The following is a 16,599-nucleotide window of genomic DNA, read 5'->3' as shown; positions in this document are numbered from 1 at the left end:
CTCGGTGAATAGTCGTCTGCGGGCCGGTGGGGGCTGATCGCGCCCACGCGGCGGAGCCGCACATCGACTCAGCCCCGCGCCCCAGAAGGCATGTCCCCCAGCTCCCTTGAAACTCACCGTGCGACCGCCAGGCAGTAGGCCTCGTCGTTGGCCAGGAGGTTGCGGTGGGTGTCCTCCCTCGTGATGACTCCGTCGTCCAGGACCAGCACTCGGTCCGCCGCATCCAGGAACGCCGGGCTGCTGGTGATGACGATCGTCGTGCGGCCACGGCGCAGCTTCGCCACGTTGCGGGCGATGAGTTGCTCGGTGACCGCGTCCACCGCTGTCGTCGGGTCGTGCAGGACGAGGACGTCGGTGTCGGCGGCCAGGGCACGGGCCAGGGAGAGGCGTTGGCGCTGGCCTCCGGAGAGGTTGGCGCCCCGGTCGCGGACCCCGTAGTCGAGGCCTTCGCGGTGCAGGGCGACGACGTCGGTCAGCATGGAGGCCTCGACGGCGTCGGGGACCGTCCGGCTGGTGCCCGACGGGTCGATGTTCGTACGGAGGGTGCCGGCGAAGATCTCCCCGTCGTACGGGTTGACCAGGATGTGCTCGCGGACCGCCTCGACGGAGAGGTCCGCCAGCTCCCGGCCGCCGATCCGTACCGTCCCCTCGTACGCGGCGGGCGGGACGCGCACGGCCAGGACGGCGGCGAGGTCGGCCGCAGCGCGGGGCTGGTAGGGGGCGATGGCGACGAACTCGCCCGCCTCCACCTGGAACTTGAGGTTTGCCAGGGTGCCGTGGCGGACGCAGTCGATCTCCAGGTCGCCGCCCGCGGACGGGCGTTCGGCGCCCGGGGTCATCACCGGCGGGGCCGACAGCACCAGCGCCATTCGCTCGGCCGAGGCGCGCGCGATCATCACGTACTTGGGCATCTCCGAGAACAGCTTGAGCGGCTCCATGATGAACTGCGCCAGGCCCACGGCCATGACGAGTTCCCCGATGTTGATCCGGCCCTCGAACGCCAGCCAGCCCGCCGTCAGGGTCACGGCGCCGGCGAGGACCGCGTTCAGGGCCAGGGCGGTACCCGCGTAGGCGCCGTTCACCTTGGCGACGGTGATGGACTGGTGCTTCGCCTCCGTGCTGACCTTCCGGTAGGACCGGAACGCCGCGTGGTTGCCGCCGAAGCCGTGCAGCGGGCGCAGGCCGGTGATCAGGTCGGCGACCTTCGCACCCGCCCGCGCCACCCGGGCCTGCTGCTCCTGGGTGCTGGAGCCGATCCGCCTGGACATCACGCTGAGGATCGACAGGATCGCGACGGTGCCCACGATCACCAGAAGTCCGAGCCGGATGTCGGCCAGACCCAGGGCGACCGCCGCGACCAGCACCGCGACGAGCGAGCTGATCAGCAGCGGCACCACCTCGATGATGTCGGCGGTCTGGTCGGCGTCCTCGGTGGCGATGGTCAGCACCTCGCCGGACTTGAGGTCGACGTCCCTGGCCACGGGTTGCAGGCCGCAGGCCGCGACCTTCACCCGCCAGCGGTGCGCCTCGGTCGTATTGGCCTTCTGCAGGATCCGCATGCCGAACCGCCACGACAGCGACACCGTCGTGATGATCACGGCGAGCGCGCCGATCGACAGGGCGAGCGCCTGGAGGCTGCGGCCTTCGCGCATCGTGTGCTCGACGATCAGGCCGAGCGCGATGGGGAAGGCCGTCTCACCGGCCTGGTAGAGGCCCATGAGGAGGGTGCCCCAGGCCATGGCGCCGATGTTGCGGCGCAGGGCGGTCCGGAGGATGGCGGCCCCTTCGCGGGGCCGCTGCGTGTCAGTTGTCATCGAGATGGCGGGCAATCGCTTCCGGGGTTCGCAGGGTGAACAGATCGCGGATCGTGATCACGGGACCGTACTCGCGGCGGAGCAGCCCGACGAGCCGTACCGCCAGCATGGAGTGTCCCCCGAGGGACACGAAGTCGCTCACCGCGCTCACCTCGTCGTCGTCAAGATCAAGTGCCTCGGCGAAGTACTCGCACACCGCGGTCTCGGTCTCGGTCTGCGGGCCGCGCTCCCCCACCGTGGTCAGCGCGCCCAGCGGCTTGGCCTCGGGCAGCGCCTTGGTGTCGGCCTTCCCGTTCACCGTCAGTGGGATGCTGTCGACCTGTGCGTAGTGCGTGGGCCGCAGGAAGTCCGGCAGTGCGGCGCCCACTTCGGCGGCGACGGCCGCCAGCTCAGCGCCCTCCAGCACCAGGTAGGCGGCCAGCCGGTGGGCGCCGTCGACCTGCGGGTCGGGCTGGGCGACCGCGGCGGCGAACCGCACGGCCGGGTGCGCCGCGAACACCGCCTCGACCTCGCCGAGTTCGACCCGGTGGCCGCGGATCTTGACCTGCTGGTCGGTGCGGCCCAGGTACATCAGGTTGCCGTCCGGCCGGCGGACCACCAGGTCGCCGGTGCGGTACATGCGCTCGCCGGGCTCGCCGAACGGGCAGGCGACGAAGCGGTGCGCGGTCTGGGCGGGCTGCCCGAGGTAGCCGCGCGCGATGCCGATGCCCGACACGTACAGCTCGCCGGGGACGCCGTCCGGAAGGGGCCGCAGCCAGGGGTCCAGGACGTACACGTCCGTGTTGTCGATGGCCACGCCCACCACCGGGTCCGCGCACTCGAACGTGCCGACGCCGAGGGTGTTGATGGTGTACTCGGTGGGCCCGTACAGGTTGTAGCCGACCGTGCCCTCGGTGTCGGAGAGGCGCTGCCACAGCGTCGGCGTGACGGCTTCACCGCCGAGCAGCACCAGCGCGGGCCGCCGTGCCGGGTTGTCGAGCAGGCCCTCGGCCACCAGCTGCTGCGCGTAGGTCGGGGTCACATTGACGACGTCGATGCCGTGCTCCAGGCAGTACTCGACCAGCCGGGGCGCGTCGCGGCGCAACTCCTCGTCGCAGATGTGCACTTCGTGGCCGTCGGCGAGCCACAGCAGCTCCTCCCACGACATGTCGAACGCGAACGACACGGTGTGCGCGATCCGGAAGACCCGGTGGCCGTGCTGCGCCAGCACCGGCTCGAAGATCCGGCGCTGATGGTTGACCAGCATGTTGGTGAGACCGGCGTACTCGGTCACCACGCCTTTGGGCTTCCCGGTCGAGCCGGAGGTGTAGATCGTGTACGCGGGGTGGCCCAGCCGGTCCGGGTCCTCCGGCGCGAACGTCACGAACGGCTCGGCCTCGGGGAGCGGCCGGTCGAGTTCGATCAGCTCGCCGGTCAGCCGGGGTGACACGGTGCTCACGGTGAGGATCAGGTCCGGCCCGGCGTCCTCGACGATGGCGGCGATCCGCTCGTCCGGGTGGTCCAGCTCCAGCGGCACGTACGCGGCACCGACGCGCAGGACGGCGAACAGCGCCACGATCCAGTCGAGGGAGCGCGGGATCGCCAGGCCCACGGTCGTCTCGGGGCCGATGCCGCGCGCGGCGAGCACACCCGCCACGGCCCGGCTGTGGTCCCGCAGTTCGCCGAAGGTCATCGTCGAGCCGTGGGCGACGAGCGCCACCCGCTGCGGGTCGCGGTCCGCCGCCCGGTCGAACCGGTCGACGACGGTGTCCGTGCCGACGTCCGTGCGCGTGGCCGGCTCGGGCATCGGACCCAGGCCCCGCAGCGCGCCGACCGGCCCGGTCGCCCGGGCCAGGTCCTCGAGCAGGCTCAGGTAGTCGTCGAGGAGACGGCGGGCGTTCCCGGTGTCGCCGTCGCGGTACTCCAGTTTGACCGTGAGCCGGTCGCCGGGGGTGACGACCCAGGTGAAGGGATAGTGGGTGGAGTCATCGGCCTTGACCGAGGTGATGCCGTGCCGGGTGTTCATCTCGGCGAACGCGTCCATGTCCAGGAAGTTCTGGAGCACGAACAGATTGTCGAACAGGGTGTCGTGACCGCTGGCGCGCTGGATCTCGCCGAGCCCGAGGTGCTCGTGCTCCATCGCCTCGACCCGGGCAGCCTGGACGGCCGACAGGTAGGCGCGGACCGTGTCGTCCGGGCGGGGCCGGGTCCACATCGGCACGGTGTTGAGCAGCACGCCGACGATGTCGGACAGCCCCTCCCCGTCGCGGCCGGAGACGGTCACACCGAACACGGCTTCGCTGCGGCCGGTGTGCGCGCCGAGCAGCAGGCCGAACGCGCCCGTCAGCACCGAGTTCAGGGTGACGCCGTGCACCCGGGCCGCTTCCCGCACCAGGTCGGACTGCTCGGCGGACAGGGTGTGCACGAGGGCCTGCGGCAGGTCGTCCGAGAACGACGGCGCCGGTCCGGCGAGCAGCGTCGGGCCGGGCAGAGCGGCCAGCTGGTCCGCCCAGAAGCGCTCCGACCCGGCCGGGTCCTTGGCGGCGAGCGCCCGGGCGTACTCCTCGAAGCTCGGCGTGGCCGGCGTCGGGTCGAGCGGCTCGCCCGCGAGAAGGGCGCGGTAGGCGTCGAACAGGTCGCGCAGGACGATCTCGCGGGACCAGCCGTCCCACAGCAGCAGGTGGTAGCTGAGCAGCAGGCCGTCCCGGTCGCCGGGCAGTCGCACGACGGTCAGCCGGATCAGCGGCGGCTCGCCCGGGTCGAAGCCTGTGTCACGGTCCCGGGCGCGCAGCGCGTCGACCTCCGCGTCCGTCGTCAGGGCCACCGTACGGACGTCGACCCGTCGGCCGGCCTTGAGGACCTGCACCGGGTTGCCGTCGTCGTCGGTGCCGAAGCCGGCGCCGACGACCGGGTGCCGCGCGATCACGTGGGCCATGGCCTCGGTCAGCGCGTCGCTGTCCAGGCGCCGGTCGAAGGTGAACCAGTTCTGCGCGACGTAGTGTCCGGCCGAGCCCGCCATCTGGGCCTGGAAGAACAGGCCGCGCTGGAGCGGGGTGACCGGCGCGGTGCGCTCGGCTGTCGTCGCGGCGTCCGCCAGGTGCTGGAGCGCGCTGCGCCAGTGCTCGGTGATCTCGTCGGGGATGCCCTCGGCGAGGACGAACTCGGCGAGCAGGCTTCCCGTGGCCTCGTCGGTCCACGCGTTGACCTCGACGGCGTACGGACTGCCCTGGTCGCCGCCGGTGAGGTGCAGCGCCTGGGACTCGCTGCCCCGGCCGAGGTAGTTGAACAGTACCTGCGGGCTGGCGGTCAGCAGCGGGGCCGTCTGCGGGTTGAGGTAGCGGAGCCGGCCGTAGGCGACGTGTCCGTCCTCGTCCGGCTGGCGCTCGACGACCTCGCGAGCGGCGGCGACGGGGTCGGTGTGCGGGGTGAGCCGTACGGGCGCGATGGAGGTGAACCAGCCGACCGTACGGGTGTAGTCGTGCTGTGCGAGGACCGGGACCCGGCCGTGCCGCTCCAGGTCGATCGCGAGGTCGGTGGGCGCCGGCTGGATCCGGGTCAGCGCGGTGCGCAGGGCGCCGCACAGCAGCTCGGTGAGGCCGACGCCGAGTGCGGCGGGCGCGGTGCGGGTGAGGCGGTCGCTCACGTCGGGGGCGAGGACGACGGTGGTCTCGCGCAGTGCGCCGGGGGCGGGCAGCAGTTCGGGGGCCTGGAGCGTGGTGATCCATGGGCCGAGGTCGTCGACGGTACGGGCCGACCGGAGGGTCAGGGCTTCGGCGTACTCGGCGTAGGAGGTGGTCGGCGGGGCCAGGGCCTCGCCGCGCAGGGCCGCTGTCAGGTCGTCGAGCAGGATCAGCCAGGACACCGAGTCGACGGCCAGGTGGTGCACGGTGACGACGAGGGTGTGGCTCGCCTCCAGCCATGCGAAGGCGATGGACTCACCGGACTGGGGGTCGAGTTGTCCGGCGGCCTCGTCAGCGACAGCTGTCGCATCGGTGGTGTCCGGGCGAGCGACGGTGATCTCGCGGGCGGGGTCGGTGCGGAGGGTCCACACGCCGTGCTCTGTCCGGAGCCTCAGCCGCAGGACCGGGTGGGCGGTGACCACGGCGTTCGCGGCGCGTACGGCGTCGGCGTAGCCGGTGCCTTCGGGGGCCTGGAGGGTCCTGGCCTGGGCGAAGCGGGTGAGGGAGCCGCCGAGTTCGCGTTGGCGGAGAACGATCGGAGTGGGGGGCAGTGGGCCGTCCTCGCGGTGGGCTGCCGCCGGTGCGGGGCGGTGTGTGTTCGTACCCAGGTGTTCCGCCAGGGCGCGGGGCGTCTTGAACAGAAAGACGTCCCTGGGGGTGAGGGGCAGGCCCAGTGTCCGGGCCCTGTTCACCACCGTGATGGCGATGATGCTGTCGCCTCCGGCGCGGAAGAAGTCGGTGTCGGCGGTTACGTCTGAGCCGGGCAGTGTGTGAGTGAAGATCTCGACCAGCGTGGCAAGTGCTGTGTCTTCACCTGCGGACGCGTCGTGGCTTGTCGCGCAGTTCCCCGCGCCCCCAAGGGGACGTCCAGCCAGGGCCTTTCGATCCAGCTTGCCGTTGATCGTCAGCGGTAGGGCCTCGATGGTGAGGATCTGGCCCGGGACCATGTGGACGGGCAGCTTGGACGACAGGCGGGCGCTCAGGTCGGTCGGCACGCTGCCCACCACGTGTGCGATCAGGTGGTCGCCGGTGTCCGCCACCGTCACCGCCGCGTCGGTCACGCCGTCGAAGTCTCTGATCGCGGTCTCCACCTCGCCCAACTCGATCCGGAACCCCTTGAGTTGGACCTGGTCGTCGGCGCGGCCGGTGAAGACCAGCTCGCCGTCGAGGGTGCGGATGGCGAGGTCGCCCGTGTGGTACATGCGGGAGCCGTCGGCCGCGAAGGGGTTCGCCACGAAGCGGCCCGCCGTGAGGCCGGGCCTGCCCAGGTAGCCGAGTGACACCTGGTCGCCGGCGACGTAGATGGCGCCCTCCCGGCCCGGCGGCACCGGGCGGAGACGGTCGTCGAGGAGGTAGGTGACCAGGCCGGGGACCGGGCCGCCGATGGGGCTGACGTCGTCGCCGGGACGGAAGTCGTCGTCGGTCAGCACCCGGTGGGTGACGTGGACGGTGGTCTCGGTGATGCCATACATGTTGACCAGCTCAGGGGCGGCCGTGCCGTGCCGCTCGACCCAGCCGCGCAGGCGTCCGAGGTCCAGGGCTTCGCCGCCGAAGATGATCCGGCGCAGTGCGGGCAGTGGTTCGCCGGCGAGCCGGTCGGCCTCGATGAACTGGTAGAAGGCCGACGGGGTCTGGTTGAGCACGGTCACGCCCCGCTCGCGGACCAGCCGGTGGAAGTCGACCGGGGAGCGCGTCAGCCCGTACTCGGGCACCAGCAGCTCGCCGCCGTGCGCGAGCGCGCCCCACAGCTCCCAGACGGCGAAGTCGAAGGAGAAGGAGTGGAACTGGACCCAGACGTCGTCGGGGCCGAAGTCCATGCCGGGCTGCGTGTGGGCGAGGAGCGACACCACGCTGGAGTGCGGGACGACGACGCCCTTGGGGCGGCCCGTGGATCCGGAGGTGTAGATCACGTAGGCCGGGGTGTGCCAGTCGGGCTCGACACTGGGGACCGTGAGGGCGGCCGGGGGCTCTTCGCCCCGCACCAGCACACGGGCGGCCACTCCCGCCCGGGCCAAAAGTTGCGTGCAGCGGTCGCGCTGGTCACGGTCGACGAGGACGACCTGCGGGGCCGCGTCGGCGAGGATGTACTCCAGCCGTTCGTCCGGGTACGCCAGGTCCAGCGGGACGTACGCGCCGCCCGCACTGACGATCGCGACGAGGGCGACGACCTGCTCCAGGGAGCGCGGGACGGCCACGGCGACCCGCTTGCCCGGGCCGACTCCGGCCGCGCGCAGGGCGGAGGCCAGGGCGTCCTTCGCGGCGGTCAGTTCGCCGTAGGTGAGGGAACGGGCGGCCCCGTCGAGGCCGCACTGGGTGACGGCGGTGGCCGCCGGGTCGCGGCGGGCGGCGGCGTCGAACAGTCCGCCCAGGGTGGTCGGGGTGATCGGGGCGGGGCGTCGTTCGGCTCCCGTTGCCAGGTCGTCGACCAGGGTGTCCGGGTGCGCGAGCAGGCCGGTCAGGGTCCGGGTGAACGTGCGCAGGATCGCCCGGGCGGTGGTCTCGCGCAGGAGTTCGCCGTCGTAGATGAGGTTGAAGCGCGGGCGGCCGTCGAGTGCGCGCTCGACCACCAGCGTCAGCGGATAGTGCGGGGCGCCCTCGTTGACGAGGTCCGTGATGGTCAGTGTGTCGCCCGGCCTCCGCAGGGACGTCACGTCGGTGGCTACGTCGAACACCACGAGGGTGTCGAAGAGGGAGCCGGAGCCCGCTTGGCGGCCGATGCGCGCGAGGGAGACGTGCTGGTGCGGCAGGACCGCGCTCTGGTGGTCGCGCACCGAGGAGAGCAGGTCGGCCGCCGTGGTGCCGGGGACCCAACGGGCGCGTACCGGGATGGTGTTGATGAACAGGCCCACCATGTCCTCGATGCCGGGCACCTCGGCGTCGCGGCCGGAGACCGTGGAGCCGAACACCACGTCCCGGCCCCGGAGGATGCCGCCCAGAGTGAGGCCCCAGGCGCTGTGCACGGCGACGCTCAGCGGCACGCCGGCCTCGCGGACGGCGGAGTCGATGTCGCCCTCGGGCTCCACGGCGGTGTCGGCGAAGCGGTCGGAGGGGGTGTGGCCCTCGGCGATCAGCGAGGGGCCGGGCAGTGCGGCGAGTTCCTCGCGCCAGACGCGGTCGCTCTCGTCGGCGTCGCGGGCGGCGAGCCAGTGCACGTAGTCCGCGAAGCCGCCGATGGGGTGGACGGTGCCGGGGGCGTGGTACTCGGCGAGCAGCGCGCGGAGCATGGGCGGCACGGACCAGCCGTCGGCGATGATGTGGTGCACGGTCTGCACCAGGACGTTCCGCCCGGAGCCGGTGCGGATGAGCGTGTACCGCATGAGGGGGCCGGTGGCCAGGTCGAAGCCGGCGCGGCGGTCCCGTTCGGCGAGGTCGCGTATCTCCTCGTCGGTGATGCCGGGGCGGTCCAGCGTGGTGAAGGGGGCCTCGACTCCGTTCTCCAGGACGGAGACCACACGGCCGTCGGGGAGGGCCGTGAAGCGCGCGGCCAGGTTCGGGAACAGGGTGAGCAGCCGGGTGGCCGCCGCCGTGAGCCGGTCGGCGTCCATCTCGCCGTCCAGCGTGAGGAGTTGCTGCTCGACGTAGGCGCCCGCGGAGTCGTCGTCGAAGACCGAGTGGAAGTAGAGGCCTTCCTGGAGCGGTGTCAGCGGCAGGACGTCCCGCAGCGACGGGCCGTCCAGGGCGTCGACGTCGGTCTGGGTGAGCGGTACCAGGGGGAAGTCGCTGGGCGAGTGGCCGCCCTGGTCGAGTGCGGCGAGTCCGGCCAGGGCCGTGCGGAAGTAGTCGCCGAGTGTCGTGATGTCGGCGTCGGTGAACATGCCGTCGGGCCAGGAGATGGTGGTGACCAGTTCGTACGCGCCGGTGGCGGCGGGTTCGGCGATCGCGTTGAACTCCAGGGCGCGCGGCAGGCGCATCCGCGGGTCGCGCTTCTCGCCCAGCTGGCCGGTGCTGCCCGCGAGTTGCCAGTCGCCGGAGGCACCGGCGGCGAAGCGGCCGAGGTAGTTGAAGAGCACCTGGGGGGCAGGGGCGTCGAACTCGCTGTGGGTGAGGTAGCGCAGGGCGCCGTAGGAGATGCCGTTGTCCGGTACCCGGGCGAGGTCCTCCTTGACCGCCTTGAGCGCGGCGGCCAGGTAGGCGGGGGCGGTGAAGTCGGCCGCCGTGCCGGGGTCGACGGTCACCGGGAAGAGGGTGGTGAACCAGCCCACGGTGCGCGACAGTTCCGGCTCGAAGCCGGCGGAGCCCGCCACGAACCCGGCTTCGCGGCCGTGGCCTTCGAGTTCGATGTGGGCGAAGGTCTGGTCCTGGCCGAGGTCGCGGCGCCGTCGGGCGAGGGCGACGGCGAGCGCGGTGAGCAGGACGTCGTTGACGCCGGTGTGGAACTTCGCGGGGATCTCGTTCAGCAGCGCGGCCGTGACCTCGGGGCCGACCGAGACGGTCCGCAGGCGTTCGTTCGCGACGGTGTCCGTCTCGGACAGGGCGCGGTGGGCCAGCGGCTGGTCCTCGCCGGGCAGGGGGCGCCGGTAGCAGGAGCTGTCGGCGTCGAAGGCGGCGCGTTCCAGCAGTTGGGTCCAGCGCCGGAAGGACGTGCCCACCGGGGGGAGTTCGATGGGGTCACCCGAGGTGAACCGGTGCCAGGCGGTGGCCAGGTCCTCCATCAGGACGCGCCAGGAGACGCCGTCGATGACCACGTGGTGGGCGACGAGGACGAGTTGGCGTGCCGTGGGGCGCCAGACGGCGCGGAGCATCACGCCGCCCTCGGGGTCCAGTCCGGTGGTGGCGAGGGCGATGCACTCGTCGAGCGGCAGGTCGCTCTGCTGCCATCCCGGCCCGGCCGGGTCCGCCTCGGGGATGTCGAAGCTCCAGCGGCTGCCGCGCACCAGCTTGGCGCGGAGCATGTCGTGCCGGGCGACGAGGGCGGTGAGGATCGCGTCGAGGGCGTCCGCGGTCAGGTCTGCGGGGGTGGTGAGCACCACCGACTGGACGAAGCCGTCGACGGCGTCCGTGGTCTCGCCGAGCCACTGCACGATGGGTGAGCCCACGACGGTGCCGGTGGCGACGTCGGCGTGGTCGACGGTGGAGACGTCCTCGTGGCTCGCGACCGCTGCCAGCGCGCCCACGGTGCTGTGGGTGAAGATCTGCCGTGCCGTGACGTGCAGGCCCTGTTCGCGCAGTGCGCTCAGCAGGGAGATGGCGAGGATGCTGTCGCCGCCGAGCTGGAAGAAGTCCTGGTCGACGCCGACTTCTTCGAGGCGCAGCACCTCCGCGACCGCGGCGCACACCGCGCGTTCGTCGTCGGTGGCGGGGCGGACGAGCGAGCCCGTTCCGAGAGTGGGCTCGGGCAGCGCGTTCCGGTCGAGCTTGCCGTTGGCGGTGAGCGGGAACTCCTCCATCACCACGATGTGGGCGGGCACCATGTACTCGACCATGTGCGCGCCGGCCCACGCCTTGACCTCGTCGGCCCGCAGGTCCTCGCTGCCGGCGGCGGGTATGACGTAGCCGATGAGGTAGGTGCCGCCGGCCGCGTTCTTCTTGGCGACGACGCAGGTGTGCCGTACGCGGGGGTGTTCGGCGAGACCGGCCTCGACGTCCTCGATCTCCAGTCGCATGCCGCGGATCTTGATCTGGTTGTCGGCGCGGCCGAGGAAGTCCAGCGATCCGTCGGGGGCGAAGCGGGCGAGGTCGCCGGTGCGGTAGAGGCGGGAGCCGTCGTTCGCGAAGGGGTTGGCGACGAAGCGGGAGGCGGTCAGGCCGGGTGCGCCCACGTAGCCGCGGCCCAGGAGGAAGCCGCCGACGTACAGTTCGCCGCCGACGCCGACCGGGACCGGGCGCAGTTCGTCGTCCAGGACGTAGAGCTGGGTGTTGGGGTTGGCCTTGCCGATGGATGTCGACAGGCGTTCCGCGGCGCCCCGGTAGATGACGTGCGAGACGCCGATGGTCGTCTCTGCGGGGCCGTAGCCGTGGTACATGGGGACGTTGTCGAGCTTGGTGCGGAACCGCTCGTACAGCTCGGGGGTGAGCACCTCCCCGCCGCACCACACATGCCGCAGGCTGTCCAGGCGGCCGGTGTCGCCGGCCATCTCCAGCAGCACGTCCAGCATGGAGGACACCAGATACGTGAAGGTGACGCGCTGTTCGGCGATGACGCTCAGCAGGTGGTGCGGGTCGCGTTCGCCGCCGGGCCGCAGGACGACGAGCCGGCCGCCGCAGACCAGGGGCAGGAAGATCTCGTTGATGGAGATGTCGAAGGACAGCGGCGCCTTGAACAGGGAGGCGTCGTCGTGGCCGAAGCCGAGGATCTCGTTCACCTGCCACAGCAGGCGTTCGCTGATCGCCTCGTGACGGATCATCGCGCCCTTGGGCCGCCCGGTCGAACCGGACGTGAAGATCACGTAGGCCAGTGCGTCGCCGAGGACCGTGACGCCGGTCCCGTCCTTCGGGTTGGAGCCGTACCGCCAGTCACCGAGGTCGACGGCCACGGCGTCCGGTTCGGCCGGGTCGTGCTCGCCCGAGGCGTTGAGCTGGACGACGACCCGGGCGTCGGCGATGACGACGGCCCGGCGCGCGGCGGGCCACTGCGGATCGAGCGGTACGAAGGCGCACCCGGCCTGGAGCACGGCGAGCAGCCCGATGACCATGTCGGCGGAGCGGGTCAGGGAGATTCCCACGACCTGCTCGGAGCCGAGTCCGCGGGCGAGCAGGTGATGGGCCAACTGGCTGGAGAGCTCGGCCGCTTCACGGTAGGTCAGTGACCGGTGCTCGTCGACGACCGCCACGGCGTCCGGCCGGGCACGCGCCTGCTCGTGGAACATCTCCACGATGGTGGGGCGGGCCCGGTCGGCCCGGTTGTCGTTCCACCCGGCCAGGGTCCGCAGCCTGGCCTCGACGCTGGACGGACCGATGGTGCCGAGCGGCCGGTCCGGGAACTCGGCCAGGTCGTCCAGCGCGAGCTGCGCGTCCTCGGGCGTGACGTCGTCGGGGACGGTGATGCCGCGGCCGTCCGGGGAGATCTCCCAACCGCCGGGCGCGCCGCCGCCGTTGTCGACCCAGCCGAGGACGTCGGCGAAGAGCGTGCCGGGGGCGAGGTCGATGCCCTCGGGGCTTCGGCCCGTCGCCCAGTACGACAGGGCGATGGCGCAGGCCTCGGTGATGGTCCTGTCCGGGTAGTCGCCGATCCGCCGGCGCACGTCGGCCAGGCGTGTGGGGGAAATCAGTGCGAGACGAGCGCGCGGTTGCATCATCGAAGACTCAGCGTCCCTTCCAGAATGTGGAGTTAGGCTAACCTAAATAAGGCTTGCCTAACTACCCTCTCGCCAGGCCCGCCACAGTCGTGCGTACCGGCCGCCCAGAGCCACCAGTTCCTCGTGCGTCCCCTGCTCCACGACGCGGCCCGCGTCGAGCACGGCGATCCGGTCCGCGGCCATCGCCTGGGTCAGCCGGTGCGCCACGAACAGCGTGGTCCGGCCCGCACAGGCGGCCAGCACGGCCCGCTCCAGCTCGGCGGCGCCCTCGCTGCCGGCCTCCGCGGTCGACTCGTCGAGCACCACGACCGGAGCCCGGCCCAGCACCAGCCGCGCCAGGGCGATCTGGGCGACCTTGGTGACGTCCAGGCGCTCACCGCCCTCGCCGACCGGGGTGTTCAGCCCGTCGGGCAGCGAGCGGACCCAGCCCTCGGCGCCGACGGTCCGCAACGCGTCCAGCAGCTCGGCGTCGCTCGCCCCCGGCGCGGACAGCCGCAGGTCGTCGGCGAGCGGGCCGGAGAACACGTGCGTCTCCTGCGTCAGGATGCTCACCAGGGCCCGCGCCCCGGCCTCGTCCAGGCCGGAGAGGTCCGTCGTCCCGATGCGCACCGACCCGGCCTCCGGGGTGCCGATACCGGCGATCAGGGCGGCCAGAGTCGTCTTGCCCGCGCCCGTGGCGCCCACCAGGGCGAGCGACCCGCCGGCCGGGATCGTCAGGTCGACGTCCCGCAGCACCGGCTCCTCGGAGCCGGGGTAACGGAACGTCAGTCCCTCGACGGTCACCGGATACGCCCCGGCCCGGGCCGCCGGGACGGACTCGTCGCCGACCAGCCGCTCCTCGGCGGACTCCCCGAGCACCCCGACCAGGCGGGTCAGGCTCGCGCCCGACTTCTGGGCCTCGTCGAAGGTGAACATGATGGCGCCCAGCGGGGTGAACAGCCGGTGGAACAGCAGCGGGGCCGCCGACACCTCGCCCAGCGTGGCGGCGTCGGCCTCCAGCAGGGCGTACCCGACCACGAGGATCAGGACCAGCCCGATGAACTCGGCGCGGTTCTCCCGGCCGACGAACCGGCCGAAGAACCGGAACACCTCGATACCGAGCTCGCGCACCCGCCACGACTCGGTGGTGACCTTCTCGCGGAAGGCACCCTCCAGACGGTAGGCGCGGACCGTGTCGATGCCGTTCAGGCCGCTGATGAACGCCTGGGCCCGGTCGGCCTGGGCCACGCGCTGCTTGCGGTAGAGCGGTGCGGAACGGGGCAGGTACCAGCGCAGCGCCAGCGCGTACGCGGGCAGCGCGCCCGCGCCGGCCAGGCCCAGCCGCCAGTCCAGCCCGAACATGCCGAGGGTCGCGATAATGACCAGCACGCCCGCCGAGAACACCGTGGGGACGGCCGTGCGGATGCCCTTGGAGATGACGGCCACGTCGTCCCCGACCCGGGAGAGCACGTCTCCCCGGCCGACCTGCTCGATCCGCGCGCTCGGCATGCCGAGCACCGCCCGGACGGCGCCTTCGCGCAGCCGCGCGAGCAGATCCGCGCCCAGCCGTCCGATCAGGTAGGTGGACACCGCGGTGGCCGCCGCGCCGAGCAGCGCGGCGGCACCGATCAGCACCCCGATCGTGACCAGGACCGAACGGTCCTCGCCCCCGACGACCCCGTCGACCACCCGGCCGAGCAGGAGCACCGGGAGCACCTGGAGCGCCGCCCCCGCGACCGTGGTGAGCACGGTCGCGGTGGTCAGCCCGGGCATCTCGCGGCAGTGCGCCGCGACCCAGCGGCCGGCTTCGCGTCCGGTTGTCGTGCGCAGGGTCGCCGGCGCGACGCGCGTGTCGGTGGTGCTCACTTCCTACTCGACCGACTTGACGAGCTCGTCGATCGCGTACGGCATGGACAGCAGGGTGCCCTGGGAGATGGCCGCGCCGACCGCCGGCCCCTCGCTGTCGAGCAGGTAGGACACGTTGCCCTTCTTCACGGCGTCGAGGTTGGCGAACAGCTTGAACTTCTTGAGCGCCTCGGTGTCGGCCTTGTCGTTGATGACGAAGATGCGGTCCACGTCGACTAGGTCGATGCGCTCCGGCGAGAGCTGGGTGTAGAAGCTGCCGCCCGCGACCTTGTCGATCTCCGTCTGGTACTGGAAGCCGATGCCCGTGACGAGCCGGCCGCGTACGTCGGTGGAGGTGAAGGGGGCCACGGAGTCCTTGTACCAGGACAGCGCGACGGCGGTCTCCTTGCCGAGCTCGGGGTGCGCCTTCTTGGCCGCGTCCAGTTGGCCCTGGATGCCGTCGACCATCTTCTGGCCCTCATCGGCCTTGCCGAGGGCCTTGGCGATGTGCAGGGCGTTGTCCTGCCAGGGGGCGCTGAAGGGCTCCTTCTCGGCCTTGGTGCGGGCCACCGTCGGGGCGATCTTGGAGAGCTTGTCGTAGCCGGCCTGGTCGATCTCCGAGTAGACCGCGACGATCAGGTCGGGGCGAAGGGCCGCGATCTTCTCGTAGTTGGGGCCGGAGTCGCCGTTCTTCATGATGACCTCGGGCTTGGTGTCACCCCACTTGTCCTTCACCCAGGGCCACTGGGTGTTGATGTCGGGGGACTTGCCCGGCGGGTTGGGGTACTGGTCGACCATGCCGACGGGCTTGATGCCGAACGCCAGGATGGTCTGGTCGTCGGTGTAGCCGACGGAGACGACCCGCTGGGGCGCCTTCTCGACCTTCGTGGATCCGAACGCGTGCTCCACGGTGACCGGGAACGCGCCGGCTGCCGCGGCCTGGGTGCCCTCGTTCTTGTTGTCCGCCGTGTCCGCCGAGTCCGAGCCGCATCCCGCGAGGAGACCGACGCCGAGGGCGGCCGCGGACACGACCGCCGCCAGCCGCCGCCATGGCTTCCGGGACGTCGTTCGATGGAGGAGCATCCAAAACCCCTTGCTTTCGCGCTAGTTCGCTGCACCCTCGCCTAAGGGCAGGCAAACCTTATCGCGCTCGAATGAGGTTAGCCTAGCCTTACCTCTACTCCTTTATCGGGATGTGTCCCGGGTGCACATGAGTGCGCCCGATCGGCACGATGAGCGGCCGGTCACCGACCGGGTCGTCGATCACCTGAGCGCGCAACCCGAAGGCCTCGTGCAGCAGTTCGGCGGTGACGACGTCCCGCGGATGCCCCTGCGCCAGGATCGACCCCTCCCGCATCACCACGAGGTGGTCGCTGTAGCGCACGGCCAGGTTGAGATCGTGCAGCACCATGACGACGGTGCAGCCCGACTCGTGCAGGTCGTCGACCAGGTCGAGGACGTCGACCGCGTGCGCCAGGTCCAGATAGGTCGTCGGCTCGTCCAGGAGCAGCAGGTCGGTGCCCTGAGCCAGCGTCATGGAGATCCAGACGCGCTGTCGCTGCCCGCCGGACAGCGCGTCGACCGGGCGGTCGGCCAGGTCGGACACGCCGGTCATGGCGAGTGCGCGTTCCACCACGTCGGCGTCGTCGGACGACCACTGGCGCAGCCAGCTCTGGTGCGGGTGACGGCCCCTGGCCACCAGGTCGGCCACGGTCAGCCCCTCCGGCGCGACCGGCGCCTGCGGCAGCAGACCGAGCTTCTTCGCCACGTCCCGCGTCCTGAGCCCGCCGATGTCCTCGCCGTCCAGGACGACCGTCCCCCTGGCCGGCTTGAGCAGCCGCGACAGCGTCCGCAACAGGGTCGACTTCCCACAGCCGTTGGGGCCGATGATCGTGGTGATCACGCCGGGCGGTATCGCCACGTCGAGGCCGTCGATGACGACCCGGCCGCCGTAGCCGACCGTGACGCCTCGGGCTGCCAGCCGCGAGGCGTCGCCGACCGCGGCCTCGGTGACGGACTGTGCGACCACGGGTCCCCCCTTGCTTAGGTTCACCTGACTCTTGTACA

Annotated in this window: 5 protein-coding genes; all 5 read right to left on the bottom strand. The window is 71.7% G+C overall.

The window, feature by feature from the left end:
• Window positions 1–113: 113 nt before the first annotated feature.
• Entirely contained in the window at window positions 114–1,814 is a 1,701-nt protein-coding gene (locus tag CEB94_RS35790; RefSeq protein ID WP_175436096.1) for an ABC transporter ATP-binding protein, read from the bottom strand.
• A complete protein-coding gene (locus CEB94_RS35785) occupies window positions 1,804–12,708 on the bottom strand; it encodes a non-ribosomal peptide synthetase (protein WP_175436095.1) in 10,905 nt (3,634 codons plus the stop codon). The genes CEB94_RS35790 and CEB94_RS35785 overlap by 11 nt, the downstream gene beginning before the upstream one ends.
• 57 nt (window positions 12,709–12,765) lie before the next feature.
• Window positions 12,766–14,553 (bottom strand): ABC transporter ATP-binding protein, encoded by a 1,788-nt coding sequence (locus CEB94_RS35780; RefSeq protein WP_175436094.1) that lies wholly within the window; start codon window positions 14,551–14,553, stop codon window positions 12,766–12,768.
• A gap of 3 nt (window positions 14,554–14,556) precedes the next feature.
• On the bottom strand, window positions 14,557–15,615 hold the full coding sequence (locus CEB94_RS35775; protein ID WP_175436093.1) for an iron-siderophore ABC transporter substrate-binding protein: 1,059 nt from the start codon (window positions 15,613–15,615) through the stop codon (window positions 14,557–14,559).
• A 94-nt stretch (window positions 15,616–15,709) separates the two neighbouring features.
• Window positions 15,710–16,561 carry an ABC transporter ATP-binding protein gene (locus CEB94_RS35770; RefSeq protein ID WP_175436092.1) on the bottom strand — a complete coding sequence of 284 codons (852 nt, stop codon included), beginning with the start codon at window positions 16,559–16,561 and terminating at the stop codon, window positions 15,710–15,712.
• Window positions 16,562–16,599: the final 38 nt, after the last annotated feature.

It is taken from the genome of Streptomyces hawaiiensis (genome assembly GCF_004803895.1).
GTDB lineage: Bacteria > Actinomycetota > Actinomycetes > Streptomycetales > Streptomycetaceae > Streptomyces > Streptomyces hawaiiensis.
Note: the sequence above shows the minus strand (reverse complement) of the source record. Positions and strands in the feature narration are given on the sequence as shown.

What these genes read in the sequence shown, in the direction of transcription:
- CEB94_RS35790 (WP_175436096.1), bottom strand. Translation starts at nt 1,814, where the DNA reads ATGACAACTGACACGCAGCGGCCCCGCGAAGGGGCCGCCATCCTCCGG.
- CEB94_RS35785 (WP_175436095.1), bottom strand. Translation starts at nt 12,708, where the DNA reads ATGATGCAACCGCGCGCTCGTCTCGCACTGATTTCCCCCACACGCCTG.
- CEB94_RS35775 (WP_175436093.1), bottom strand. Translation starts at nt 15,615, where the DNA reads ATGCTCCTCCATCGAACGACGTCCCGGAAGCCATGGCGGCGGCTGGCG.